Source organism: Timonella senegalensis JC301 (genome assembly GCF_000312125.1).
In the GTDB taxonomy this organism is placed as follows: domain Bacteria; phylum Actinomycetota; class Actinomycetes; order Actinomycetales; family Cellulomonadaceae; genus Timonella; species Timonella senegalensis.
The window spans coordinates 268,041-290,698 of sequence record NZ_HE978641.1 but is presented as its reverse complement, the minus strand read 5'-3'; the positions used below and the strand labels follow the sequence as shown (position 1 = coordinate 290,698).

Annotated in this window: 23 protein-coding genes and 2 tRNA genes; 14 read left to right on the top strand and 11 right to left on the bottom strand. The window is 61.3% G+C overall.

The genetic code is table 11. The annotated features are described in order from the left end of the window. Nucleotides 1-64 precede the first annotated feature (64 nt). Nucleotides 65-1,210, bottom strand: a complete 1,146-nt coding sequence (locus HGSM_RS01330) for an ABC transporter permease (RefSeq protein WP_019146937.1) — start codon at nucleotides 1,208-1,210, stop codon at nucleotides 65-67. Further along, nucleotides 1,210-2,352 carry an ABC transporter ATP-binding protein gene (locus HGSM_RS01325; protein WP_019146936.1) on the bottom strand — a complete coding sequence of 381 codons (1,143 nt, stop codon included), beginning with the start codon at nucleotides 2,350-2,352 and terminating at the stop codon, nucleotides 1,210-1,212. The genes HGSM_RS01330 and HGSM_RS01325 overlap by 1 nt, the downstream gene beginning before the upstream one ends. A 288-nt stretch (nucleotides 2,353-2,640) precedes the next feature. Between HGSM_RS01325 and HGSM_RS01320 the strand changes: the two genes are divergently transcribed. The 4 genes from HGSM_RS01320 (at nucleotide 2,641) to HGSM_RS01305 (ending at nucleotide 7,204) form a co-directional block, all read left to right on the top strand. Continuing rightward, nucleotides 2,641-3,927 carry an aspartate kinase gene (locus HGSM_RS01320; protein WP_019146935.1) on the top strand — a complete coding sequence of 429 codons (1,287 nt, stop codon included), beginning with the start codon at nucleotides 2,641-2,643 and terminating at the stop codon, nucleotides 3,925-3,927. Nucleotides 3,928-4,003: 76 nt separating this feature from the next. Continuing rightward, on the top strand, nucleotides 4,004-5,125 hold the full coding sequence (locus tag HGSM_RS01315; RefSeq protein ID WP_019146934.1) for an aspartate-semialdehyde dehydrogenase: 1,122 nt from the start codon (nucleotides 4,004-4,006) through the stop codon (nucleotides 5,123-5,125). A 193-nt stretch (nucleotides 5,126-5,318) separates the two neighbouring features. Next, entirely contained in the window at nucleotides 5,319-5,804 is a 486-nt protein-coding gene (locus HGSM_RS01310; RefSeq protein ID WP_019146933.1) for a hypothetical protein, read from the top strand. A gap of 323 nt (nucleotides 5,805-6,127) precedes the next feature. Then, complete coding sequence (locus HGSM_RS01305) at nucleotides 6,128-7,204, top strand: 3-deoxy-7-phosphoheptulonate synthase (protein ID WP_019146932.1); 1,077 nt, start codon at nucleotides 6,128-6,130, stop codon at nucleotides 7,202-7,204. 120 nt (nucleotides 7,205-7,324) lie between these two features. On the opposite strand, the gene HGSM_RS01300 is transcribed toward HGSM_RS01305, so the two are convergent. The 5 genes from HGSM_RS01300 to HGSM_RS01280 all read right to left on the bottom strand — a co-directional run bounded on the left by HGSM_RS01300 (nucleotide 7,325) and on the right by HGSM_RS01280 (nucleotide 11,651). Beyond that, nucleotides 7,325-7,398 (bottom strand) — tRNA-Pro (locus HGSM_RS01300). Between the two features lie 169 nt (nucleotides 7,399-7,567). Further along, nucleotides 7,568-7,753 (bottom strand): hypothetical protein, encoded by a 186-nt coding sequence (locus HGSM_RS01295; RefSeq protein ID WP_019146931.1) that lies wholly within the window; start codon nucleotides 7,751-7,753, stop codon nucleotides 7,568-7,570. A gap of 350 nt (nucleotides 7,754-8,103) precedes the next feature. After that, nucleotides 8,104-8,177: transfer RNA gene (locus tag HGSM_RS01290), tRNA-Pro, on the bottom strand. 100 nt (nucleotides 8,178-8,277) lie between these two features. Continuing rightward, on the bottom strand, nucleotides 8,278-9,213 hold the full coding sequence (locus HGSM_RS01285) for a metallophosphoesterase (RefSeq protein WP_019146930.1): 936 nt from the start codon (nucleotides 9,211-9,213) through the stop codon (nucleotides 8,278-8,280). Continuing rightward, nucleotides 9,213-11,651 (bottom strand): transglycosylase domain-containing protein, encoded by a 2,439-nt coding sequence (locus HGSM_RS01280; RefSeq protein ID WP_019146929.1) that lies wholly within the window; start codon nucleotides 11,649-11,651, stop codon nucleotides 9,213-9,215. The genes HGSM_RS01285 and HGSM_RS01280 overlap by 1 nt, the downstream gene beginning before the upstream one ends. A gap of 181 nt (nucleotides 11,652-11,832) precedes the next feature. Here HGSM_RS01280 and HGSM_RS14265 point away from each other — a divergent pair, with 181 nt between their 5' ends. Both HGSM_RS14265 and HGSM_RS01275 read left to right on the top strand, forming a co-directional pair. Next, nucleotides 11,833-11,997 (top strand): DUF4177 domain-containing protein, encoded by a 165-nt coding sequence (locus HGSM_RS14265; protein WP_019146928.1) that lies wholly within the window; start codon nucleotides 11,833-11,835, stop codon nucleotides 11,995-11,997. Beyond that, on the top strand, nucleotides 11,997-12,467 hold the full coding sequence (locus HGSM_RS01275) for a RidA family protein (RefSeq protein WP_019146927.1): 471 nt from the start codon (nucleotides 11,997-11,999) through the stop codon (nucleotides 12,465-12,467). The genes HGSM_RS14265 and HGSM_RS01275 overlap by 1 nt, the downstream gene beginning before the upstream one ends. 139 nt (nucleotides 12,468-12,606) lie before the next feature. Here HGSM_RS01275 and HGSM_RS01270 read toward each other — a convergent pair whose 3' ends face one another. Next, complete coding sequence (locus HGSM_RS01270; protein ID WP_051009606.1) at nucleotides 12,607-13,242, bottom strand: Crp/Fnr family transcriptional regulator; 636 nt, start codon at nucleotides 13,240-13,242, stop codon at nucleotides 12,607-12,609. A gap of 293 nt (nucleotides 13,243-13,535) precedes the next feature. On the opposite strand from HGSM_RS01270, the gene nth reads away from it, so the two are divergent. After that, entirely contained in the window at nucleotides 13,536-14,243 is a 708-nt protein-coding gene (gene nth / locus HGSM_RS01265; RefSeq protein WP_040594423.1) for an endonuclease III, read from the top strand. On the opposite strand, the gene HGSM_RS01260 is transcribed toward nth, so the two are convergent. Continuing rightward, nucleotides 14,240-15,163 (bottom strand): alpha/beta fold hydrolase, encoded by a 924-nt coding sequence (locus HGSM_RS01260; RefSeq protein ID WP_019146924.1) that lies wholly within the window; start codon nucleotides 15,161-15,163, stop codon nucleotides 14,240-14,242. The genes nth and HGSM_RS01260 overlap by 4 nt on opposite strands. A gap of 94 nt (nucleotides 15,164-15,257) precedes the next feature. Continuing rightward, nucleotides 15,258-16,004, bottom strand: coding sequence for a response regulator transcription factor (locus tag HGSM_RS01255; protein ID WP_019146923.1), 747 nt, complete (start codon nucleotides 16,002-16,004; stop codon nucleotides 15,258-15,260). A gap of 181 nt (nucleotides 16,005-16,185) precedes the next feature. Here HGSM_RS01255 and HGSM_RS01250 point away from each other — a divergent pair, with 181 nt between their 5' ends. Continuing rightward, nucleotides 16,186-16,917: a hypothetical protein gene (locus HGSM_RS01250; RefSeq protein ID WP_019146922.1), complete on the top strand. Its 732-nt coding sequence runs from the start codon at nucleotides 16,186-16,188 to the stop codon at nucleotides 16,915-16,917. Nucleotides 16,918-16,972: 55 nt separating this feature from the next. Here HGSM_RS01250 and HGSM_RS01245 read toward each other — a convergent pair whose 3' ends face one another. Next, entirely contained in the window at nucleotides 16,973-17,338 is a 366-nt protein-coding gene (locus tag HGSM_RS01245) for a DsrE family protein (protein WP_019146921.1), read from the bottom strand. A gap of 259 nt (nucleotides 17,339-17,597) precedes the next feature. On the opposite strand from HGSM_RS01245, the gene HGSM_RS01240 reads away from it, so the two are divergent. From HGSM_RS01240 to HGSM_RS01215, 6 genes are all read left to right on the top strand, one after another. Next, a complete protein-coding gene (locus HGSM_RS01240) occupies nucleotides 17,598-18,233 on the top strand; it encodes an FABP family protein (protein ID WP_019146919.1) in 636 nt (211 codons plus the stop codon). A gap of 11 nt (nucleotides 18,234-18,244) precedes the next feature. After that, nucleotides 18,245-19,396, top strand: a complete 1,152-nt coding sequence (ygfZ, locus tag HGSM_RS01235) for a CAF17-like 4Fe-4S cluster assembly/insertion protein YgfZ (RefSeq protein WP_040594217.1) — start codon at nucleotides 18,245-18,247, stop codon at nucleotides 19,394-19,396. Nucleotides 19,397-19,472: 76 nt separating this feature from the next. Continuing rightward, on the top strand, nucleotides 19,473-20,510 hold the full coding sequence (locus HGSM_RS01230; protein ID WP_019146917.1) for an FUSC family protein: 1,038 nt from the start codon (nucleotides 19,473-19,475) through the stop codon (nucleotides 20,508-20,510). Between the two features lie 67 nt (nucleotides 20,511-20,577). Further along, nucleotides 20,578-20,919, top strand: a complete 342-nt coding sequence (locus HGSM_RS01225; protein ID WP_019146916.1) for a DUF2516 family protein — start codon at nucleotides 20,578-20,580, stop codon at nucleotides 20,917-20,919. Between the two features lie 3 nt (nucleotides 20,920-20,922). Next, nucleotides 20,923-21,348, top strand: coding sequence for a D-aminoacyl-tRNA deacylase (gene dtd / locus HGSM_RS01220; protein WP_019146915.1), 426 nt, complete (start codon nucleotides 20,923-20,925; stop codon nucleotides 21,346-21,348). A gap of 90 nt (nucleotides 21,349-21,438) precedes the next feature. Continuing rightward, nucleotides 21,439-22,593 carry a glycosyltransferase family 4 protein gene (locus HGSM_RS01215; protein WP_019146914.1) on the top strand — a complete coding sequence of 385 codons (1,155 nt, stop codon included), beginning with the start codon at nucleotides 21,439-21,441 and terminating at the stop codon, nucleotides 22,591-22,593. Nucleotides 22,594-22,658 lie beyond the last annotated feature (65 nt).

Genomic DNA, 22,658 nt, shown 5'->3' with positions numbered 1-22,658 from the left:
TCAAAAGAACGTGGGCCCCAAGTCGTTGTGTGGTGGTTGCGCACCAAACAATGCGTCACGAGCATCAGGCGATGCGGACGCCCTTGGCGAGTTGCTTGTAAGGCACGTTGAGGCGCCTGTAGGTGCCGTAGACAGCGGCGCCACCAATGAGAATGTTCAGCGCGATACCCCACGGCCATACTGGTCCGCCGAGTTCCGGATTGGACATAAGCCTGTTGGCCTCTTCCGCGCTGCGGGTAGTGCCGTCTTCCCTGCACCAGGCTTCGTTGTACGAGAGATTATCGCCGCTGCGGGCTACCCGCACTGCAGAAGAGACTGCCATGAGCGGGTCCTCTGAAGAGAACCCATCGGTGACGTGTTGGCCGATCATGGAGCTATCTGCCACGATCACAAACGGGTTGGGCGCGAGTAGCCACCACAACTTGTCGAGGTTGGAATCGCTCCTGTATGAATCCTGCACGGTGCACGCGATGGGATCGCCAGTGGTTTCGCTGTACTGGCTCGGCGACATCTCCAGAACTTGATTATCCTCGTAGAGGACAGCAGCGCCTAGACCGACGAGCAGAACCGTGATGCCGGAAATGAACGCCACGTAGAGGTAGCTCATCACCGTCGATGCGGAGGTTTTGGTCATGCGGGCGGACATGTAGAGGCTGACCGCGCAGACAACCAGCAGCACGAACGACATGCTGAGTAGTACCCACAGGATCGAAGCGAGGCTCACTCCTCCGGCGGCAAGCGACCAGATGATGAACGGGATCGAGACCACCAGGAAGGCCATTGCCGACGTCCAGCTGGCAAGGAGCTTACCCAGCGTGATGTCCATTGGGCTCAGGAGGCTTGCCTGCAGGATCGCCAGCGTGCCCTGGTTGCGGTCCCCGTTGATCGAGGTTGACGCCAGTGTGGGTGTAATCAGCAGACCCATGAACAGGATGAAGTACACGTTCATGCCGAACATGACCGGGCCGAGCGGCGTGGTGCTGACGTAGCCGTAGGAGGTTGTGAGCGCACCCGAGATGAGCAGGCAGATCGCGCCAACCCCGAGGAACCAGAGCACGAGCGCGATCTTCCAACGTGATGACCTCAGGCGCTGGATGAGTTCGAGTCGCGCAACTGTCTTGACACCGTGCCACGTGACGAACTTGCCGTGTGGGGCCGGCTGGGGGTTTGCGTCGGGTCCTAGCGTTTCCGCTGTGATGTGTGTAGCCATTAGCGGCGCTCCTCGTTCAACGACAGGTAGGTGCTCTCGAGCGCTCCACCCTGGGGCCTAAACTCAACAACTGGGACACCCGCTGCGACTGCGTCCGTGAGGAAGCGTGAAGCGTTCGGCTCGCCGGCAATGTTGACGAGTACCGAGCCGTCGGTGTTCTGTGCAAAGGGGACGTGAACTTGGTCGAGCCACGCGATCAAAGGCTGACGCTCAAGAGCGCGCATCTGCCAGGTGGTGCGGGCTGCGCGCGCCTCATCAACGGTTTCGCGGGCGACAGTTCGACCGCCCGAGATGAATATTGCGTCATCAACCATCTCGTCGAGCTCTGCGAGCACGTGGCTTGAGATCAGGATCGTGGTGCCTTGTGCGGCGAGTTCGCGGATGATTGCGCGCAACTCGATGCGTGAGCGTGGGTCCAGGCCGTTCGCAGGCTCGTCAAGGATCAGGAGGCGTGGCTTGTGCATGAGCGCACGAGCAAGGCCGAGGCGCTGCTTCTGGCCACGCGACAGGACGTGCGCCGGCTGCTTCTCAAACTCTGTGAGGTGCACGAGTTCGAGGAGTTCATGGGCGCGAGCTAGGGAGTCCTTTGCGCTCATCCGGTAGGTAGCGCCGGTCATGGTCAGAGCTTCGAGTGCGGTGAGCGAGTCCCACATCCCGAACTGGTCTGGCATCCAGCCGATCTGCGATCGAACTTCGTAGTTCTGTGTTGCAGGGTCGTACCCACACACGCTGATCGAACCGGAGTCGGGAGAGAGAAGGCCCGCGAGCATGAGCATGATCGTGGTCTTGCCGGAGCCGTTGGGTCCAATGAGTGCCGTAACGCTGCCCTCCCATACGTTGAGGGTGGCGCCGTTGACCGCGACGAACGAGCCAAAGGACCGTACGAGGTCCTTGGTGGTGATCACTGCGCGACGCTCGATGGAGCCAGACACCGGAGCGTTCGTTCCGGGAATGACGTCCACCGGGTCGGGCTGATCGGTCGCTGCCTTGTGGTCGGCATCCGGCAAGGAGGTTTCCGGGACAGCATTAGCACCAGTTGCGGTGGCGGAGTCAGTCACGGACTCCGCGGCCGGGGGAGTGGACTCGCTTCCACCCTGTGGCTCCGGTGCAAACCGTGAGGACGCATCTAGTTCATTGGACATGCTTTCGACACTACTTGCTGAACGCGTGGGAAGGATCACCCCACGGTATGAAAGCCGCAGTCGCCCGCGTGATACCCAGGCATATCGCAGCTGTTGAGCCGTAAGAAATCAGGACCATGCCCAAGTGGAAATGCTGCGCCCAATCTCACTGGTAGCCGCTCGACTGCGCCATATCGAATGGCGGAGGGGTCTCGATTATCCAGCGCAACTGAGGCTAGTATGACTGTGTTCAATCACTGTCTGGTGGACGTTTAGATCAACGGGACCAGCTTAGGACGGAGCAATACCGTGGCCTTAATTGTGCAGAAATACGGCGGCTCTTCTGTATCTGACGCAGAGAGCATCAAGCGCGTAGCCAAGCGTGTAGCCGAAGCTAAGAAGGCAGGCAACGACGTCGTCGTAGTCGTCTCAGCAATGGGAGACTCAACCGATGAACTTATTGACCTGGCCCGGCAAGTAACCCCAATGCCTCCACAGCGCGAGATGGATATTCTCCTGACCGCTGGCGAACGCATTTCCATGTCGCTCCTTGCGATGGCTATCAACAACCTCGGCGTGAAGGCTAAGTCGTTTACCGGCCAGCAGGCTGGCGTCATCACGGATGCCGTGTACGGGAAGGCCCACATCGTTGACGTGGTCCCCGTGCGTATCCGCGAGACCATCAAATCGGGAACTGTGGCGATCGTGGCAGGGTTCCAGGGCGTGAACCGCACCTCGAACGACGTGACCACCCTTGGTCGCGGCGGTTCCGACACAACGGCAGTTGCGCTCGCGGCGGGGCTGTCCGCAGACGTGTGCGAGATCTACACCGACGTGGACGGCGTATTCACCGCTGATCCGCGTATCGTCCCGTCCGCCCAAAAGGTCGACCGTATTACGTACGAGGAAATGCTTGAGATGGCCGCGTGTGGAGCCAAGGTGCTCATGCTGCGCTGCGTTGAGTTCGGCCGCCGTTACAGCGTGCCGATTCATGTCCGGTCGTCCTACTCGGCCCGAACCGGAACTCTCGTCACCAATGAACCTGCCCCGTCCAGCTCAGAATCCGAGGACCAAGCCGTGGAAGATCCAATCATCACCGGTGTTGCGCACGACCGCTCCGAAGCCAAGATCACGATCGTCGGCGTCCCCGACGTGCCCGGAACCGCTGCCCGCATCTTCGAGGTCGTTGCGACCTCCGGCGCAAACATCGACATGATCGTCCAGAACGTTTCCGCTGCGTCCACCGGGCTCACCGACATCTCGTTCACCCTGCCCGAGGCAGACGGCCCACAAGCGCTCGCAGCTCTGCGCGCTGTTCAAGGTGAGATCAAGTTCGACTCCCTGCAGTTCGACGACCAGGTGGGCAAGCTCTCCCTGATCGGTGCGGGCATGAAGTCCTCCCCGGGTGTCTCCGCGCGCCTGTTCGGCGCGCTACGCGATGCGGGCATCAACATCGAGATGATCTCCACCTCGGAGATCCGCATCTCCGTGGTCACCCGCGAGGACTCCCTCAACGACGCCGTCCGCGCCGTCCACTCCGCCTTTGGGCTGGATGGCGAGAGCGAAGCTGTCGTCTACGCCGGCACCGGCCGTTGATCATTCACTTTCTGATTTACGACGATCTTGGTGCGACGCGTTATTCGCTCGCGCCGCCAATTGAAGGACTTTTACTATGAGTACCCAGGTAAACCTTGCGCTTGTTGGCGCAACGGGCCAGGTGGGAGAGGTCGTGCGCGACCTCCTCGTGGAGCGCAACGTTGAGTTCGGTTCGATCCGATTCTTTGCCTCCGCGCGCAGCGCCGGCAAGGTCATCGAGTTTGCCGGCCAGGATGTTGTTGTCGAGGACGTGGCAACCGCAGACCTCGCAGGAATCGACATTGCGATCTTCTCCGCCGGTGGTGGAACCTCCCTCGAGTACGCCCCCAAGTTTGCTGAGGCGGGCGCTTTTGTGGTGGACAACTCGTCCGCATGGCGCATGGACCCCGAGGTCCCGCTCGTGGTGTCCGAGGTCAACCCAGAAGCCATCTTTGACGCAGAGAAGGGGATCATCGCGAACCCAAACTGCACCACGATGGCGGCGATGCCAGTCCTCAAGCCACTCTCGGACGCGGCGGGCCTCAAGCGCCTCGTGGTGACCACGTTCCAGGCTGTTTCCGGATCGGGCCTCGCAGGTGCGCAGGAACTCGACGAGCAGGTGCGCGCCGGTGTGGAGCAGGACCTCCTCGGCTTGGTGCGTGACGGTTCCTCCGTCCAGCTCCCAGAGCCTAAGAAGTACGTCCACCCCGTTGCCTTCAACGTGGTGGCGCAGGCCGGAAACATCGTTGACGACGGCTCAAACGAGACCGACGAGGAGCAGAAGCTCCGCAACGAGTCCCGCAAGATCCTGAACCTCCCTGAGCTCAAGGTTGCAGGCACCTGCGTGCGCGTCCCAGTGTTCTCGGGCCACTCGCTGTCCATCAACGCCGAGTTTGAGAATGACATCACCCCGGCACAGGCCGCAGAAATCCTCGCTTCTGCGCCAGGAGTGGAACTGGTAGAGGTGCCTAGCCCGCTGGCGGCAGCCGGAGCTGACGCGAGCCTCGTTGGCCGCATTCGCCAAGACCAGTCCGTCGACGGTAACAAGGGCCTCGTGCTGTTCCTGTCGAACGACAACCTGCGCAAGGGCGCCGCGCTCAACGCTGTGCAGATCACTGAGATCCTCGCCGAGGCGATCCGCCGCGGACAGGAACTCGGGGAAGACGCAGAGGCAGGCGGGTCCGGCTGTGGCTGCGGAAACTGCGCGTGCGGTAACTAAACGTTTGTAGGGCCGAGTAGAGCGTGTTGCGTCCAACTCGCTCGTCAGATCACGGGGGTCGTGGCCTTGGGCCGCGGCCCCCGTTGCTCTACGGTCGGGGACGGCTGGAACTCGTGTTGGGGTGTAGAACGGAGCGGAAATCGTTGTAAATCATCCCATTTCTAAACGAACCTAGCGCCGCTATGATCTCGGGATGACGGACACCGATCTTCCTGCAGCAAACGAGCAAACATTCGCCTCACCAGGTGGGCCGCAATATGTGGTGGTGCACCTGTTTGAGGACATGCCCGGGACGCACCGCAACGAGGCGGCGATCGCGGGAAAACTTGGGGTCTGGGCAGCGTGCCTGTTTGCGGCTGCCCTGTTAGTTCCCCTCGGACTGGTGCAACTCTCTGAGCCGGACTCCAACGGGATAAACAGTAGCCGCGACCTCGCGCCTGTGCTCGGAACCTGTTTGTTCCTCGGTGGACTTATCCTAGCCGCGCTCGCGTGGAACGGGCTGTGCAAGCACCAGCTCAACGCCTATGTATTGCAGGTGGCGGTCGCTAGAAACAGCGGAGCGCTCGAAGGCTTTGACGGCGACTCGCTGGTAACCACTTCCCTCCGGATCGGAGGTGAACGAGACGCAGTCGAGGGACCGCGTGGGGACGAGGGCGATGTGACTGGTCGCGACGAGTAAAACCAACGTTGAGCCCTCGGGCTCTCTGTGCTCGGCGTCCCGCTAGGCGGGACAAAAGCGCCCAACGCTTGAGGTGCTCGTGGACACGGTGCTACCTTAATTTCATGACCGGACGTTGGTATTGGCAGTTTACGCAGGCTCCTGGTGGGGCCGAGCGGGCAACTGCCTGACCAATTTTCCACCCGGAGCCAGCATAGGGCTAAGACGCTTGCGCACTTGCAAGAATGTCTTGGCCCTTCGTCGTCAGTGACGGAGCCGCTCCGGTAGCAGGAGTGAGCGTGCGGTTCCGTCGATTCTTTGAGAAACCCACGGAGCCACCCACAATGTCGCTTGACCAAGCAATCGAAGCACCCAACACTTCCGACCTGCGAATCCGCGCGCTCGACCCGTTGCCGAGCCCACGAGCGATGCTCGCAGACCTTCCCCTCCCCGGACGCAGCGCCGAACTCGTAGCCCGCAGCCGCGAGGAGATCCGAAACGTACTCAACGGTCAGGACGACCGAGTTCTCGCTGTTGTAGGGCCATGCTCGATCCACGACCCAGCCGCTGCCCTCGACTACGCCCGACGCCTCTCAGCGCTCGTTCCAGAGCTCGAGGACGACCTGCTCGTGGTCATGCGCGTGTACTTTGAAAAGCCACGCACCACGCTCGGCTGGAAGGGACTCATCAACGACCCAGGCATGGATGAGTCGTTCGACGTCCAGCGCGGACTGCGCACTGCACGCGAGGTACTCCTCGACGTGCTGGAGCAGGGCGTCCCCGCTGCGACCGAGTTCCTCGAGCCCACCTCGCCGCAGTTCATTGCGGACGCCGTGTCCTGGGGCGCAATCGGTGCGCGCAATCCAGAGTCCCAGGTTCACCGCCAAATGGCATCCGGGCTCTCGATGCCCATTGGCTTCAAGAACGCTACCGACGGCGACGTTCAGGCAGCAGTGGACGGCTGTGTGACAGCGGCAGCCGAGCACACTTTCTTTGGGATCCACCCAGACGGAATGGCTTCCGTAGTTGCAACTACCGGAAACCCTGACTGCCACGTCATCCTGCGTGGGGGACGTCTTGGACCAAACTACGACGACGCCTCCGTTGACGCGGCCGTTGAGGTCATCTCCAAGGCGGGCATGGAGCCACGCCTCGTCATCGACGCATCGCACGGAAACTCCGGCAAGTCCGAGGTGCGCCAAGCAGAGGTCGTCCGCGAGATTGCAGGCTCCATCGCAGCAGGAAACTCCAAGATTTCCGGAATCATGATGGAGAGCTTCCTTGTGGCAGGAAACCAAAAGCCAGCACCTAGTGGACTCGAGTACGGCAAGTCCGTCACCGACAGCTGCATCGACTGGGACACTACCGCAGCCCTCCTGCGTGAGCTTGCGGCAGCGGCACGCGCACGCCGCGCTGTGTAACCTAGGGGTACGTCTGGACTGCGGTTTCTGACGGAGTGCGACCGATCTGAGTAGAGCGTCCTGGCTCCAACCAAGGGACGACAAAGGCCCAGGATCCTTATGGATCCTGGGCCTTAACTGTCGGGGTGACAGGATTTGAACCTGCGGCCCCGTCGTCCCGAACGACGTGCGCTACCAAGCTGCGCTACACCCCGATTGCTGCTGAGCAACCTTATTCAGAGTACTCCTGCTTGGCCGATGAGAAAAACAAAATGACACGGTGTAGGAAAAATGTGCCAGACCAGACAACCCTCGATACGGAAAAACACCCAGTGCACCAGTGCACATGGGTGTTCGCCGCGAACCTTGAGATTGGGCGCCGGCTTACATCATCGAGGTGATGGTGCGGATCGCAGTGCCCTCGTTACCACCATCGTGGACACCGAACTTGGTGCGAGTCTCCATTGCGTCAGCTTGTTTGGCGCTGATTGCCTTGTTCTCACGGCGGACCAAGAACCACACAACCGCAATCACGGCGAGTACTACGAGAAGAATCAGGTAACCCCACATGTGTTCGTCTCCTCTGATCGTGTTCCTACAAGTATCCGGGACTTTATCAGAGGGTTCAAGAGGTACCTGAGCGCGTAACGCACGATGAGTGCCGGTCTTCGGCATCGAGTGCCGGCTCCTCGCACCGGCACTCGACACCAACAACCGGCACTCGCGGGAGTTGGTGGGAACGTGGAGAGGGGAGCGAGGCGATGGGGATGTTGAAGTGGGGGCTGTAATGGGGATCTTGAATGGGCCGTGACGAGGACGCTGAAGTGGGGGCCGTGACTGGGACACTGAGGGGGGAGGCAACCTGCAGTCTGGGCAACGAAAAAGGTCCGACGCGATGTGCGTCGGACCTTTTCACTCGGTCGGGGTGACAGGATTTGAACCTGCGACCTTCCGCTCCCAAAGCGGACGCGCTACCAACCTGCGCCACACCCCGAGTTGTTGTTGCAACGGGATTAACTATATCTGATTCTGAGGGCACCGACTGACCAATTGTGGGCCAGTGTGATCAACAGCGCACCGAGCGAACCGGAGGGCTAGCCCTTGGGCACCAACGTCATGAGTGTTGCCTCGGGCCTGCACGCAAACCTGACTGGCGTGTACTTGGCTGTGCCGAGACCCGCGCTGACATAGAGCCACGAGGAGTCCTCGCCACCAACCTGATCGGGGCGAGCCCCGGGCCATCCGTGCAACCCCTTGGCGCGCTTGCGGTCGAGGTCGCAGTTGGTGACAAATGCGCCATAACCGGGCAGGCACAACTGACCGCCGTGTGTGTGACCGGCGATGATGAGTGCACGGTCGTCTTGGTGGAACTGGTCGAGAGCCCGAGTGTATGGGGCGTGGACAACGCCCACTTTGAGCTCGAGCGCTCCTTCCGGAACCTGGGCGTCAGGGCCCGCGGGGTACACATCCAGATCGATGTGAGGATCGTCCAGCCCCGCAAAGCTGATCACCGTTCCGGCCAGAGTTACCTGGGCACGCGTGTTTGACAGGTCTAGCCAGCCTCGCTCGGTCATGTGCCGCGCGAATGCCTCAGTGGGCAGGTGCACAGGCTCGCTCTTGTGCTTGACCCGTGAGTCAGGAAGCAGGTAGCGGATTGGGCTCTTGAAGCGTGGACCATAGTAGTCATTCGACCCCATGACAAAAGCGCCAGGCATGTCGAGCAAGGGTTCGAGCGCCTTCGTGATGACTGGGAGCGCAGCCGCATCGGCAAAGTTGTCGCCTGTGTTGACGACAAAGTCGGGGTTCAGGGATGCGAGTTTGCGCACCCACTCGACCTTCTTGGTCTGTCCTGGGATCATATGCAGATCGGAGATATGCAGGATCCGGATGGGCTGGGCGCCCGCTGGCAGCACAGGAACTGTGACACGCCTAAGTACGTAGGCCTGGGCCTCAAAGAGGGCGTATCCAAGTCCGGCCGCAGCCAGCACTGTACCGGCCGCCGCAGTCTTGAGCAGGATGGACTTAGCCATTAGTCGTCAGACGCTCCGGGTGATGGGTTGGCTGGAGGCGTGCTGTTTCCGCCGCCATTTCCGCCACCGTTGTTGCCGCCGTTAGGGCGCCCGCCCGGGCGACCGTTGCCGTTCTCGGTGGAGGATTCGGACGATCCCTCGTCTCCCTCTTCCTTCTCAGCTGCTGGTGGCTTCTCGACCACGCCGAGCTGGGCCTGCGCGATTGGGTTGAAGCGCTCAACCGGCTCCCCTTCGAGGGCGTAGGTCATGAACTGCTTCCACATTGGGGCAGCAACTGTGGAACCGTACACGTTGCGGTGGTAGCGGCCGTTGATCATGATGTTCTGCATCTTGACCTTGTTGCTGTCTGGGTTACCTACCCAGATCGCAGTGGACAGCTGTGGGGTGTACCCGATGAACCATGCGGCGACGTTGTTGTTAGTGGTACCAGTCTTACCGGCAACCTGGCGTCCAGGAATTCCGGCCACTGGGGCACCTCCGCCTGGGGATACAACCTTGGTCAGCGCGTAGTTGACTGCGTTGGCCACCGAAGGTTCGATGACCTGCTTGCACTTGGACTTGGGCACCTTGTACTTGTTGCCGTTGACGTCAGTCACCTTAGTGATTGCAATGGGATCGCAGTACACGCCGTCGTTAGCAAACGTGGCGTACGCGTTCGCCATGTACAGAGGTGTGGAGTCCTGGGTTCCCAGAACCATTGCAGGGGTTGGGAAGGTTGGGTACACGCCCTTCTCGTCTGGCTTAACCTGGCGTTCTCCGAAATCCTTGCTCTGCATCGGGTGCGTTGTTCCCTTGAACCCAATCGCGGTTGCGGTGTCCGCGACCTTGCACAGGTCTAGCTTGGACGTCATGTTCACAAAGGCGGTGTTAATCGAGGTGGCGACTGCCTGCTGAACTGTGCGACGTCCCGTTGCCTGACCGTCCGAGTTGCTAGGATTCCAGTCTTCTCCACCGAATCCGGTGCACGAGGCATGGAACTCGCTCAGGCGCCACGGACGCTTGGTCGCGTCAACGGATTCGAGCAGGGTGTGTCCAGACCTGAACCACTCGGCTAGTACGAAGGTCTTGAAGGTCGATCCGACCTGGAAGCCGTTGGAGCCACCCATGTCGGGGCCTGCGTTGTAGTTGACCGAAGTGGTGCCCTTCTTCTTCTCCGCTGAAGGGTTGTACTTGCGGTTCTGGGTCATGACCACGATCTTGCCTGTCCCGGGCTCGACCGTGGTCAAGGCGGTGGCGATCATGTTCTCGTTCTTAGCGGGAATGTTCGACTGGAGGACCTCGTAGGCCTTCTTCTGCTTATCCAGGTCCAGGGTGGTCACAATGCGCAGTCCACCGCGGTACAGGAGGTCCATGCGCTCCTTGGCGGTTTCGCCGAATGCTGGGTCCTTCATTATCGTCTTGGTGACGTAGTCGCAGAAGAACCCGTTGGCTCCGGCGCCTTCACAACCGTTCGCGATCGCGGACTTCTTCACCTTGAGGGTGTCCTCGAGCTTGGTAGCGATGGCCTCGTTGTACTCGTCCTGCGAGATGTAGTCCTGCTGGAGCATCAGGGTTAGCACGGTGTTGCGGCGACGCTCTGATTCCTCAGGGTTGATGGTGGGGTCGAACGTGGAGGGGCGCTGGGTGATTCCTGCGATCGTTGCAGCCTCGACCACTGAGAGCTTGCTCGCGCTTTTGGAGAAGTAGTACTGCGATGCGGCCTCTGCGCCGTAGACCTTGGTACCGAACTGCGCGATGTTCAGGTAGCCGGCAAGGATTTCTTCCTTGGACTTGGTCTTCTCTACGTTGATTGCGAGCTTGGCTTCCTTCAGCTTGCGCTCCATGGTGCCCGCGCGTGCGGATTCCACGGCGATGCTGTCGCCCTCGCGGCTTGCCTTGGTGATCAGCACGTTCTTGACGTATTGCTGGGTTAGCGTGGAACCACCACCCTTTTGGCTCACTGCGGCGCGGGTAATGCCCTGGATGTCAACGCCTCCGTGGGACCAGAAGCGCTTGTCCTCGGTCGCGATGACTGCGTTCTGCAGGTTCATGGAGATCTTGTCCAGGGGTACTACCGTGCGGTTCTCCGCATAATAGGTTGCCAGGACAGTCTTGCCGTCGGCTGCGTAGATTTTGGACACCTGCGATGGTGTGTCGATGTCGAGCTCAGTGGGAATCTCGTAAAACGTATCCGTTGCGGTCTTGGTGACCGTACTGACTCCTGCAGCCACTGGAACCACCATCGCGGCGGCGAGGATGCCACCGATGACAGCGAGTACAAGGAACATTAGGAGGAGCCCTGCAACCTGGAATGGGCTGAGGGACTTTCGAGACCTGTTGGTTCCAGCCAACGACGAGAGGCCGGACGCGCCCGAGTTTCCCGAGTTCGCGTTAGCCCACGAGCCATTAGAGCCCGAGCTTCCGTTGCCAGTTGGTCCCTGGTGAGCAGAGTTCGACATGCTCTCTACAGTACGCGAATACTTTGGCTCGATTCCTTAAGTCCGTCAAAGAAAGTGTGCGAATTTCGTGACTGAAAGGCTCCTGTGAGGGGCGCTACCCATGTGGGGAGTGGTTCTCCACGTAGAAACCGTCTCGTGGGGCACATAGGCACGCCCTGCGTGCCTGACCTAGTATGTCCCTATGGCTCAAAAGTGGGAATACGTAACCGTGCCGCTGATCATTCACGCGACAAAGCAAATCCTCGACAACTGGGGTTCCGATGGTTGGGAACTCGTCCAGGTCGTGACCGGACCGGATGGCAACGGACTCGTTGCCTACATGAAGCGCCCGTTGGGCGACTTCTAATGTCTCTTATCGACGATCGACTCACCGAACTAGGTATCTCACTTCCCAGCGTGGCAGCGCCCGTAGCGGCGTACGTCCCTGCTGTGACCGCGGGCAACCTAGTGTGGACGTCCGGGCAGCTGCCGTTCGTTGACGGTGCGCTTCCTGAGACAGGGAAGGTTGGCGTCCATGAGGGTAACGTTTCGCCCGATGACGCAGCCACCTACGCACGGACTGCGGCCCTCAACGCCCTCGCAGCGATCAAGGCAGAGATCGGCTCACTCGACCGCATAGTGCGCGTGGTCAAGGTCGTTGGCTTCGTGGCAAGTAATCCGGATTTCACGGGACAGCCTGCGGTCATCAACGGTGCAAGCACCGTAATCGGCGAGATCTTTGGGGAGCGGGGCGTCCACGCGCGCTCGGCCGTGGGCGTTGCTGTCCTTCCGCTGGACTCGCCGGTTGAGGTCGAACTGGTCGTGGAGTTCGCATGACCTAACATGGCGTGAGTGGACCGCGTAGGTGGGGCACAATCGTCGAAAATCAAAGACAAAACGCGTGTGGGGTGGGATTCCGAAGAATCCCACCCCACACGCGTTTACATTTGCGTGCACTGCGAACTGGCGGACCAGACTAGCGTGCGCGACGCTCCAGGCGGTCGATGTCGAGAAGGACGACGGCGCGGCCCTCACGGCGAACCCAGCCACGACCCGCGAAGTCGGCGAGTGCCTTGTTCACGGTCTCGCGCGATGCGCCGACGAGCTGAGCCAGCTCTTCCTGGGTGAGGTCGTGTGCAACACGGATGCCCTCGTCTACGCGCTCGCCGAAGCGGGTCGAGAGATCGAGCAGAGCCTTGGCAACACGGCCTGGCACGTCAGAGAACACGAGGTCAGCGAGTGCCTCGTTGGTGCGACGGAGGCGGCGTGCAAGTGCGGTGAGCAGGTGCTTAGCCACTGCTGGGCGTTCCTCGATGACGCGGACGAGTGCGCTGTGCTCGAGTTCGTAGAGAACCGAGTCAGACACTGCGCTTGCCGATAGCGAGCGGGGTCCTGGATCGAACAGCGAAAGTTCTCCGAACATTTCGCTTGGGCCGAGGATTGCAAGCAGGTTCTCGCGACCGTCTCCAGAGGAAGATCCGAGCTTAATCTTGCCCTCTTCGATGATGTAGAGGCGGTCTCCGTTCTCACCCTCATCAAAGAGAACTTCTCCACGGTTGAGCTCCACCTTGACCATGGAGTCGTACAGCGACTGGCGCTCCGACTCGTCCATGGTCGCGAAAAGTGGTGCGGAGAGAACGATGCTTTCGTTTTCCACGTGACACTTCCTTCACACGATATTGGTTATCCGCATTCAGTTTGCACTATGCATGTAGTTTCAAGGTACAGGCAAGAGCGCATTTGAGCAGGTTTTTCGACTTTTTTCACGGGCGGCGTAGGGCGCTTTGTCTGGAAAGCGCGGTTATGACAACGTTTAGCGCTGTCAACCGACCGGGCAAACTATGGGGCGGACTAGAGTTGGACGTCGGTATCTTTTCTCCCGCGCAGGATCAACGAGGTGCAACAATGCCCGCCAATAACAATAGGCCTCCACTAGGCAAAGTGCGACGAGCCCGCAAAATATTCCGAGAACTTGGCGAGATTCACCCAGACGCGCACTGCGAACTCGATTTCACCACGCCACTTGAGCTTCTCATCGCTACGGTCATGTCCGCCCAGTCCACCGACAAACAGGTCAATAAGGTGACGCCCGCACTGTTTGCCGCCTACCCGAACGCCCTTGCATACGCCCAGGCCGACGTGGCGGACATCGAGGAATACATCCGCACCACGGGCTTCCACAGGCAGAAGGCCAAGTCGATCGTGGGAATCGGCCAGGCGCTACTTGAACGACACGGGGGAGAGGTGCCCGCTAACCTCGACGATCTAGTGAAGTTGCCCGGGGTGGGACGGAAGACCGCCAACGTCGTACTCGGCGACGCTTTTGGGGTTCCCGGGATTACCGTGGACACGCATTTTGGCAGGCTCGTACGCAGGTGGGAACTCACGGAAGATGAGGATCCCGTCACGGTGGAACGCCAGATCGGCGAACTCGTGGAGCGCAAGGACTGGACGCTCCTGTCCCACAGAGTCATCTTCCACGGGCGCAGGGTCTGCTTTGCCCGGCGACCGGCCTGCGGGGCGTGTGCGCTTGCGCCGCTATGCCCCTCGTACGGGATTGGGGAGACAGACGCGGACAAGGCCGCCAAGCTCACCAAGTTCCCCTCCGATTAGTCAGCGAGCGACTCAACCGAGTCCTTTAGCCAATCAGTAATGATCGAGTTCACGGCCTGCGGCGCCTCCTCGGGCAGGAAGAACCCGGCATCGTTAATGACTTCATACCGAAGATTCATGCAGAACGCGGAGGCGTCAACGGAGGCGCTCTCCCGCCGCAACTGATGGTCATTAGCACCCTGGAGTTGGAGCGCCGGAATGGTCACGGGAGTGCGCACCGACTGCAGGAAACGGCGGCCGAGCGGGGTGGGCAGGGAGTGCTTGTACCAGCGCATCGGCTCAAGGGCGTTGTGGGCGGCGAAGGGGATGCCTAGTGCGTTCGCGTAAACGTCAATGTCCTGCTGGGAGAACTTCACGTGTGCCCACGAGTTCATCAACTTTGCCAAGGCTTCTGGCTTGACCAGGGTCTTCTCCGCGAGAGTAGGCACACGGAAAAGTGAGATCTGGGCGTACGCCGCGCGCGTGAGCGTGGAGCGAGTCGAGGTGTGGACGTGCGCCGGGTGCGGTGCCGAGAGTGCCGCGACCGCACGGGTCACCGATGGCTGAAGTGAGGCCATCGCCCAGGCCGTGGCGCCGCCCAGTCCGTGTCCGATGATGACCGCGTTCTGCTCGCCGAGGGACCGGATCACTCCGGCGACGTCGCGCGTGCGGGTCGCCATGTCATAGCCGGTTGGCGGCTTATCCGAGGCTCCCGTTCCGCGCATATCCATTGCCGCGACCCTGTATCCGGCGTCCACGAGTGCAGGGATCTGGTTGCGCCAAGCCCACCAGAACTGGGGGAATGCGTGCAGCAGGATGACGAGTGGAGCCGGCTTTTGTGCTGGTTCTGCCAACGCGACATGGAACCGGGCTCCGTTTGCGGAAACAAACTCGTGCTTCCATGGGCCATCGGTCAGGACATCGTTAAAGTCTCGGTTCACGTGCCGAGTCTAGTGAAGTCCGGGGCCAAAGGGCGAACATACGAGGACTCCGGACAGCAAATCCTCCCAGAGGCCTACGTATAAACGCCCGCTACTACTCGGCGTGGTCCTGTAGGTCGAGGTCGTCCACAATGGCCGCTTCCGCTGAGGAGTCCTTCATGCGGCGGTCCTTGGGTGGGTCGAACCTGTAGCCGACGTTACGAACCGTGCCGATGATCTGCTCGTACTCCACACCCAACTTGGCGCGGAGTCGCCGCACGTGGACGTCGACGGTGCGTGTGCCACCGTAGTAGTCATAGCCCCATACTTCTTGGAGGAGTTGGGCGCGGGTGAAAACTCGACCCGGGTGTTGAACGAGGTACTTGATGAGTTCGAATTCTTTATACGTGAGGTCGAGCGGCACGCCTCGAAGCCTCGCAGTGTAGCCGGAGGCGTCAATGAACAGTTCTCCAGAGGTGATCTCCTCTGGGCGCTCAACCTGCTCCACCCGTGTGACTCGCTCTCGAGCAAGGCGGAGCCGGGCCTCAACTTCAGCGGGGCTCGCAGTCTCAAGGAGGAGGTCATCTGCACCCCAATCGGAAGTGACCACCATGAGCCCGCCCTCGGTCATGATGAGGAGAACCGGCACGTCAGAACCGGTCGCGCGCAGCATCCGGCACGTAGACCTTGCGCCGACCAAGTCCCGACGGGCGTCCAAGAGAACAATGTCGGACTCGGGTGCGTCCACGAGCGCGGAGGCTTCCATGGGGAGTACGCGCACCCGGTGGGAGAGCAGCCCGAGTGCGGGGAGTACCTGTATCGAACCGTTTGTGGTTGATGTCAGCAATAGGAGCTCAGCCACCGGTCCACCTTCCAATGTTTTGTGAGGCTCAGATTACAACGGATGCGCTATGCGCCCGGGCACATTCCACGGGTCGAATCTGATTTTTTAGTTGCCCAAATTATTGCAGGTCACGGCACGCCCGCTCCAGAACTTAGGCGAGATTCGCCGAGGCTGTTACGAATCTGGGAGACTGTTAGGCGTGAAGCTCTCGACCCGGGCCGTTCTAGCGGCCGTCCTGTCCGCCGTCACGGCAGCTGCAGCCTACCTTGGGCTCATCCCGCTCATTGTTGTTGTGGGCTTGTTGGGTATCGTGTTCGCGGTGGGTTGGCCGAGCCTCCTGCGCCTTCCGGCCAAGGGTGGGACAACCCTCGTGGTCATCCTGTCGGGCTTGGGTGCGCTGGCGAGCCTCGCGGCCACACTTGACGAGCCGTGGCTGCGCTACCTGCCGATCATCCTGGCGATGTCGGTGTTCCTCGCCTTCATCAACGAGATGCTGCGCGCATACCCACGCAACAGCCTCGTGGACTCCCTCGTGGGAACCGTCTCCGGAAGCGTGGTGTCCATCAGCGCAGTGGGCTGGGTTGCCAGTTACAAGCTTGACGGCGGCGTTGAACTCGCTGTCGCGGGTGCTGCGGCGCTCGCAGTTGCCTCCGCACTGTCCGCCGCAAAGTTCCCCACCGCCCTGTCCAGCGTGATCGTGATCGGGGCGTCCACCGTAATTGGCTGGCTCTCGACCTTTGTGCTCGCCGACCTTTCGGCCCTGTCCGGCGCGATTATCGGCCTGGCCGCAGGTGTCATCGTGGTGGCCCTGCACTCCCTGTTTGGCAGGCTTCCGGCCGTCAAGGGGCGCACCTCGTGGATGTCCGTGGTAACCCTGCCGATCGCCGTCATGGGCATTTTGACGTACGTGATCGGGCGTATCGTCCTCTGACCCGACCCCTTCCCAAGTGGGCGTGGCGTACTAAGGCGACCAAGATCGTCGGTAATCAGTACACGATTGCCTGGGTGCCGTCCCGCAGGATCTCCTCTACAAAGGAGGTGGAGCCGGCGATCCGCACGCCCGGCAGTAGGTCAACCTGGGTGAGGTTGCGGCGGGCGGCGCACTGGGTGCACACAGTCAGCGAGCCCTCGGCGATGATCAGGGAGACCATGTCCTCGAACGAGTTTCCGTGTTCGAGTTCGATGTCGGCGGCGTAGCGCGGAACCGCGAGCAGCACGGAGTCTCCCGTGAGCCACACGGACGTCTCGACTCCTGCTGCCAAGGCGGTGGTTGCCACGGTGAGGGCTTGGTTCACGGTCTCGATGCGATCGGTACCGTTGGTTGATTTGATGACGAGTCGCGAGTAGGTCATGATCCTATGTTCCCTCACGCAGGTTCGCGGCGGGACCTGCACTGAGATTCCCGCCCACGCCACAGTGAGCGTGGGAATACTACCCACGTGCCTTCGGGTTATGCCAATGCGTTAGATATGGCAGGTAGGATTGCCTCATGGACGTAGACGTACAGATTCTTGAGGCCTTCTTTCTCACCCTGCTCGTAGCCGTTTCGGTCACCATTGTGTGGTTCGCCGGCTACGCCGTGTACAAGCTTTTTAAGGGACAGCGATAACAGTGGCTTTTACGTTTCCTCAGGGACTAGCTCCCGAACTTTACCCGCTCGCGTGGTTGGTTGGATCGTGGCGAGGTGAGGGGGTGCTGGAGTATCCAGGGTTGGAGACTTCCGGTTTTATCCAAGAGGTGACGTTTGACCACGATGGTGGACCGTACCTGCGGTACGAATCCACGATTCGTTTGACCCCCGAGTCAATGCCAGAGGTCCCCGACCAGATGGCCGAGTTTGACAAGTTGGACGCCAAACTCGCGGGCGATGACGCCCCCGAACTGATTTCCGACGATTCTGCGCACGACCCAGCGGACCCCGAGTTGGTCGTGTGGTCGACTGAGACGGGCTACTGGCGCATTGCTCCCGAACCGCATCAGGGCGTGCCCGCGGGGCAGACCTCGCTTGAGGTGCTGCTTTCCGACCCTGCGGGCCGTGTGGCCGTGTACCTTGGCGCCGCTGGCGACGGCAAGGTACAGCTGGTCTCCGACCTGATCGCACGCACCGGAACTGCCGCGGAGGTCACCGCCTCCAAGCGCATGTACGGCAACGTGAACGGCAACCTCATGTGGGTTCAGTCGCTCGCGGCGTTCGGTAATCCGTTGCAGGACTACGTTTCGGCAACGCTGACTCGCGTAGAAGAGTAGGCGGCGGCGCATTGAGTGAGCAGAAATACTCGAGTCCCCTTCTATCTCGCCACGGTGCTGTTGCCGCGGCCGGCCCTGATGCAGGTGTGGCGTGGCACTATGGCGACCCCACTGCGGAGCAGCGCGCACTTGTGCGCGGGGCAGCGGTGGTGGATCAGTCGCACCTTGGTGTGGTCTCCGTAACCGGGCCGGAACGGCTCGAATGGCTGCACTCCATCACCTCGGCACAGCTTGAGGGCTTGGAGCCTCGTAGTTCACGGGAACTCCTGGTGCTGTCTCCACAGGGACACATTGAGCATGCCGCCGGAGTTGTAGACGATGGCAAGACCACCTGGCTGATCACCTCGCGGCCCAAGGCCGTGGAGTTGAACGCGTGGCTCAACCGCATGAAGTTCATGAAGCAAGTGGACATTGCCGATGTCACCGACCAATGGGCCGCAATCGGTGAGCCCATCTCTCACGAGGGCAAGGATTCTGAGCCCGTGACGTGGCTCGACCGGTGGCCTGAGGTGCTCGAGGGTGGAACCCGCTATGCGGCCGACTCTTCCGAGCACCCCGGCACGCAGCGCCCGTGGCGTCTCGTGCTGGTTCCCCGCGAAGACCTTGCGGCGCAAGTGGCACGGCGGGAGGCCGGCGGGTGGAAACTCGCGGGCACCTGGGCCACGGAGGCTCTCCGCATCGAGGCATGGCGTCCCCGTATCGAGAACGAGGTCGACCACAAGTCGATCGCGCACGAGTTGGACTGGTTGCGCACGGCTGTCCACCTGCACAAGGGCTGTTACCGCGGCCAGGAAACCATTGCGCGTGTGCACAACTTGGGCCGGCCTCCGCGCAGGCTCGTGATGATCTACCTCGATGGTTCCGGTCACCTGCTTCCAGAACGCGGAGCGAACATTTACGTTGGCGAAAAGGTCGTAGGGCAGGTCACGTCGGTGGCACGTCACCACGAACTTGGCCCGATCGCGTTGGGCGTGATCAAGCGTTCTACCCCCACAGATGCCGAGTTTGTAGTGGACTGCGATGGCGGCGCTATCTCCGGTGGCCAAGAGGTCGTCGTGGCCGGTGAAGGAGTGTCCGCCGACCGTCCCGGTGCACGTGGCGAGACGTCTCGTGCTGCGCGTGGAGCAGTCAACCTGAGCAACGCAATGGGCGGGTATCTGTAAGGTGGCAACGGCTATAGCCCCAGCCCAAGTCCTGTGGAACAGAATAGCCACGTGGTCGCGCCAAGGGGTTGGACGAGTGCGGCGAGCCTTTGGGCCAACGCTTATCGCCGCAATTGCGTGCGGGCTTGCCCACTTGGTGGCGAACAAGGTCTTTGGGCATCAGTATCCCTACTTCGCTCCCGTCGCTGCGTGGGCGTGCCTTGGCTTCACCGCCGAGCGCAGCGTACGCCGGGTTGCGGAGACCGGTGTAGGCCTCTCCTTTGGCATTTTTGCCGGTGAGTACTTCGGCGTGTTCTTTGGCCACGGACCGATCCAGATTGCTGTGGCAATTTTCCTCGCTGTCATGATCGCGCGGTTCGCGGGATCGGGCGCCACCCTTGCCAGCCACACTGGCACCCAGACGGCAGTTCTTATTGGCCTCCCGGCTGGACTGCTCAGCCCCGCTTTGGGCGGGAGCTTTGGACGTTGGTCTGATGCGGTCATCGGCTCGGTCGTCGCGGTCCTCGTGGCGCTCCTAGTGCCGAGCGATCCACATCGTCGAGCACGGGCTACAGCAAGGGCGGCCTGCCGAGAACTCGCGGAAACCCTAAAACTCACGGCACGTGGACTTCGGACCGGTTCTGCCGCCGATCAAGATGTGGCGATGTCCCGTGGACGAGCCTCCGAAGGCATCCTCGAGGACTGGCGCATCACCTCGCAGGAGTCCCTGAACACAGCACGGATTGCGGCATCTGCACGCAGACACCGCGGTGAAATCACCAGAATCGAGAACGTTCGAGTACTCGTAGACCGGGCAATGCGGTCCGTTCGCGTCATCGCACGCAGGGCGAGCAGCACCCCGCACTCGGAGGGCTCCGAACAGGTGGCGCAGCTCATGGACCGAATGGCGGAAGCCGTGGTCGAACTGGGTACCTCGCTCGCGTTGGGCAAGGAACCCAAGGTGGCGCTCAAGATGCTTCGCGAGATCGGAGCCGACGCGGCTCCCGGCGCATTGGGCGAGACCAACTGGCACGCTCAGTCCCTCATCCTGATCCTGCGGTCCGCGATCGTGGACCTTGCGGAAGCGAGCGGCGCCACTGAGAGCGAAGCCCGCGAACTGCTGGCTCCGCTATGATTCGTCGAGATCCTCCAATCCAGCGAATCGGCTCCGCACCCGCCCCTTCGAACGAAAAGTAGGCACCATGTTTGGTCCACTCCAACAGCTCATCATGTTCGCGCTCACCGCTGGCTGCTTCGCGGTCGAGGTGTTCGCGCTGGTTGATTGCCTGCGTAGGCCAGCACGGGCGTTTACCAGTGAGGGCAAGAAGACCAAGCAGTTCTGGTCTCTTCTCCTGGGCGGTACGGCGCTCGTAGGGTTCCTCGGCTTACAGCCACCGCTCGGTTGGGGCTTCCTCGGGCTCAGCGCACTTCTGGTGGCGATTCCCTCCTTCATCTACCTCACCGACGTACGCCCGGCGGTAACCCCTTACGGCTATGGCAGCGGGAACTCAGGCTCAGGAAACAACAAGCGCGGAGGCTGGTGACTTGTGCGGGCTGTACTGCAGCGGGCGCGCAACGCATCCGTGACCGTTGATGGTGAAGTCGTCTCGTCGTTCACAGACCAAGGCCTCGTGGTGCTCGTTGGAGTGACCCATGGAGACGGCCAGGCCGAGGTCGACACGATCGTCCGTAAGGTAGCGGAGCTCCGAGTCTTGGATGACGAGAAGTCGGCCAGTGACGTGAACGCACCCATAATCGTAGTTAGTCAGTTCACGCTGTATGCGGACGTGAAGAAGGGCCGTAGGCCCTCCTGGAACGGCGCCGCCAAGGGCGACGTGGCCGAGCCGCTGGTAGCGGCTGTGGTGGACGGACTGCGTGCGCGAAACCTGACCGTGGGTACCGGCGTATTCGGCGCCCACATGGACGTGGCGTTCACCAACGACGGACCGGTAACGATCCTCCTCGAGACGTAGGCCGAGCGGCGCGCCGCGCGCCGCCACTGAGCGTTCCTCCCACAGCGGGCCCGCCCCCACACGCAAGACAACGATGGAAGTGCAGCACTGATGACCCAAGACTCCACCAGGTCCCTCACTATTGGCCTCGTCATTGACGACTCACTCGACAGCACGGACGGCGTGCAGCAGCATGTGCTGACGCTCGGACGGTGGCTGACCGGCAAGGGGCACACGGTCCACTACCTGACGTCGACCACCAAGCGCACGGACCTACCTCGCATGCACTCGCTCGCCAAGAACCTACGCCTTAAGTTCAATGGGAACCGACTGGGCATCCCGCTTCCGGCGCCCACGGAGCCGATCAAGGAACTGCTCGATACCGTTGACTTCGACGTCCTGCACATCCACATGCCGTACAGCCCGCTCATGGCGGGGCGCGTGATCGCGCATGCCAAGCCCTCCACCGCGATCGTGGGCACGTTCCATATCCTGCCGTGGTCGTGGCTGACCAGGGTAGGCACCAAGGCGCTCGGCTGGGTGCAACGCAAGCAACTGCGCCGGTTTAAGCAGGTCATCGCGGTGTCCTCGCCTGCTGCGTCGTTCGCGCGCGAGGCGCTCAAGGTCGCTCCCGTGGTCATTGGGAACCCCGTGCGAGTGCTCGGGTACGAGAACGCGCACCGCGCGGAGATGGCAAGGCTTGCGGAGCAGCCGGCGGCTTCTGGTGCGCCTGTGAAGATCTTCTTCCTTGGCAGGCTGGTCGAGCGCAAGGGCGCTCGCGAACTGCTGGCGGCGTGCCGCCGCCTCGTGGACATCACCGATACGCCGTTCGAGATTGTCATCGGCGGCAAGGGGCCCCTTCACGACGATCTACTCAGCTATGTGGCGTCGGCCGGTTTGGATAAGATCACCTCATTCATCGGCTACGTGGCCGAGGATGACAAGGCCGAACTGTTGGCTGGCGCGGACATTGTGGCGCTGCCATCCACCGGTGGCGAGAGCTTTGGTATCTCCGTGGTCGAGGCTCTGGCTGCGTGCCGCGGAGTGGTCATCGCGGGGGACAACCCCGGATACCGCACGGTCATGGAGGGCCTCGAACGGAACCTCGTGGACGCAACTGACACCGAGGCCTTTGCGCAGATGCTCAAGCGGTACGTGGAGTCCAAGGAACTGCGCTCGGCCGAAAGTGAGGCTCAAATCAAGCAAGCAAAGTCCTTCGACGTGGACTACATCGGGCACCGAGTGCTGGACATCTACACGGCCTGATCGCTCGTTTGAGGTGGCTGTGATGTGCGCGCAGGGCTGAACAGTCACGCCGCTGGCGAACATGG

Excerpts from the sequence above, each read along its gene's own strand:
- HGSM_RS01270 (WP_051009606.1), bottom strand. The coding sequence starts at position 13,242 with ATGGACGAGTCGGAGCGCCAGTCGCTGTACGACTCCATGGTCAAGGTG.
- HGSM_RS01280 (WP_019146929.1), bottom strand. The coding sequence starts at position 11,651 with ATGTCGAACTCTGCTCACCAGGGACCAACTGGCAACGGAAGCTCGGGC.
- HGSM_RS01225 (WP_019146916.1), top strand. The coding sequence starts at position 20,578 with ATGTTTGGTCCACTCCAACAGCTCATCATGTTCGCGCTCACCGCTGGC.
- HGSM_RS01325 (WP_019146936.1), bottom strand. The coding sequence starts at position 2,352 with ATGTCCAATGAACTAGATGCGTCCTCACGGTTTGCACCGGAGCCACAG.
- nth (WP_040594423.1), top strand. The coding sequence starts at position 13,536 with ATGCCCGCCAATAACAATAGGCCTCCACTAGGCAAAGTGCGACGAGCC.
- HGSM_RS01295 (WP_019146931.1), bottom strand. The coding sequence starts at position 7,753 with ATGTGGGGTTACCTGATTCTTCTCGTAGTACTCGCCGTGATTGCGGTT.
- HGSM_RS14265 (WP_019146928.1), top strand. The coding sequence starts at position 11,833 with ATGGCTCAAAAGTGGGAATACGTAACCGTGCCGCTGATCATTCACGCG.
- HGSM_RS01330 (WP_019146937.1), bottom strand. The coding sequence starts at position 1,210 with ATGGCTACACACATCACAGCGGAAACGCTAGGACCCGACGCAAACCCC.
- HGSM_RS01285 (WP_019146930.1), bottom strand. The coding sequence starts at position 9,213 with ATGGCTAAGTCCATCCTGCTCAAGACTGCGGCGGCCGGTACAGTGCTG.
- HGSM_RS01275 (WP_019146927.1), top strand. The coding sequence starts at position 11,997 with ATGTCTCTTATCGACGATCGACTCACCGAACTAGGTATCTCACTTCCC.
- HGSM_RS01315 (WP_019146934.1), top strand. The coding sequence starts at position 4,004 with ATGAGTACCCAGGTAAACCTTGCGCTTGTTGGCGCAACGGGCCAGGTG.
- HGSM_RS01215 (WP_019146914.1), top strand. The coding sequence starts at position 21,439 with ATGACCCAAGACTCCACCAGGTCCCTCACTATTGGCCTCGTCATTGAC.
- HGSM_RS01305 (WP_019146932.1), top strand. The coding sequence starts at position 6,128 with ATGTCGCTTGACCAAGCAATCGAAGCACCCAACACTTCCGACCTGCGA.
- HGSM_RS01310 (WP_019146933.1), top strand. The coding sequence starts at position 5,319 with ATGACGGACACCGATCTTCCTGCAGCAAACGAGCAAACATTCGCCTCA.
- HGSM_RS01245 (WP_019146921.1), bottom strand. The coding sequence starts at position 17,338 with ATGACCTACTCGCGACTCGTCATCAAATCAACCAACGGTACCGATCGC.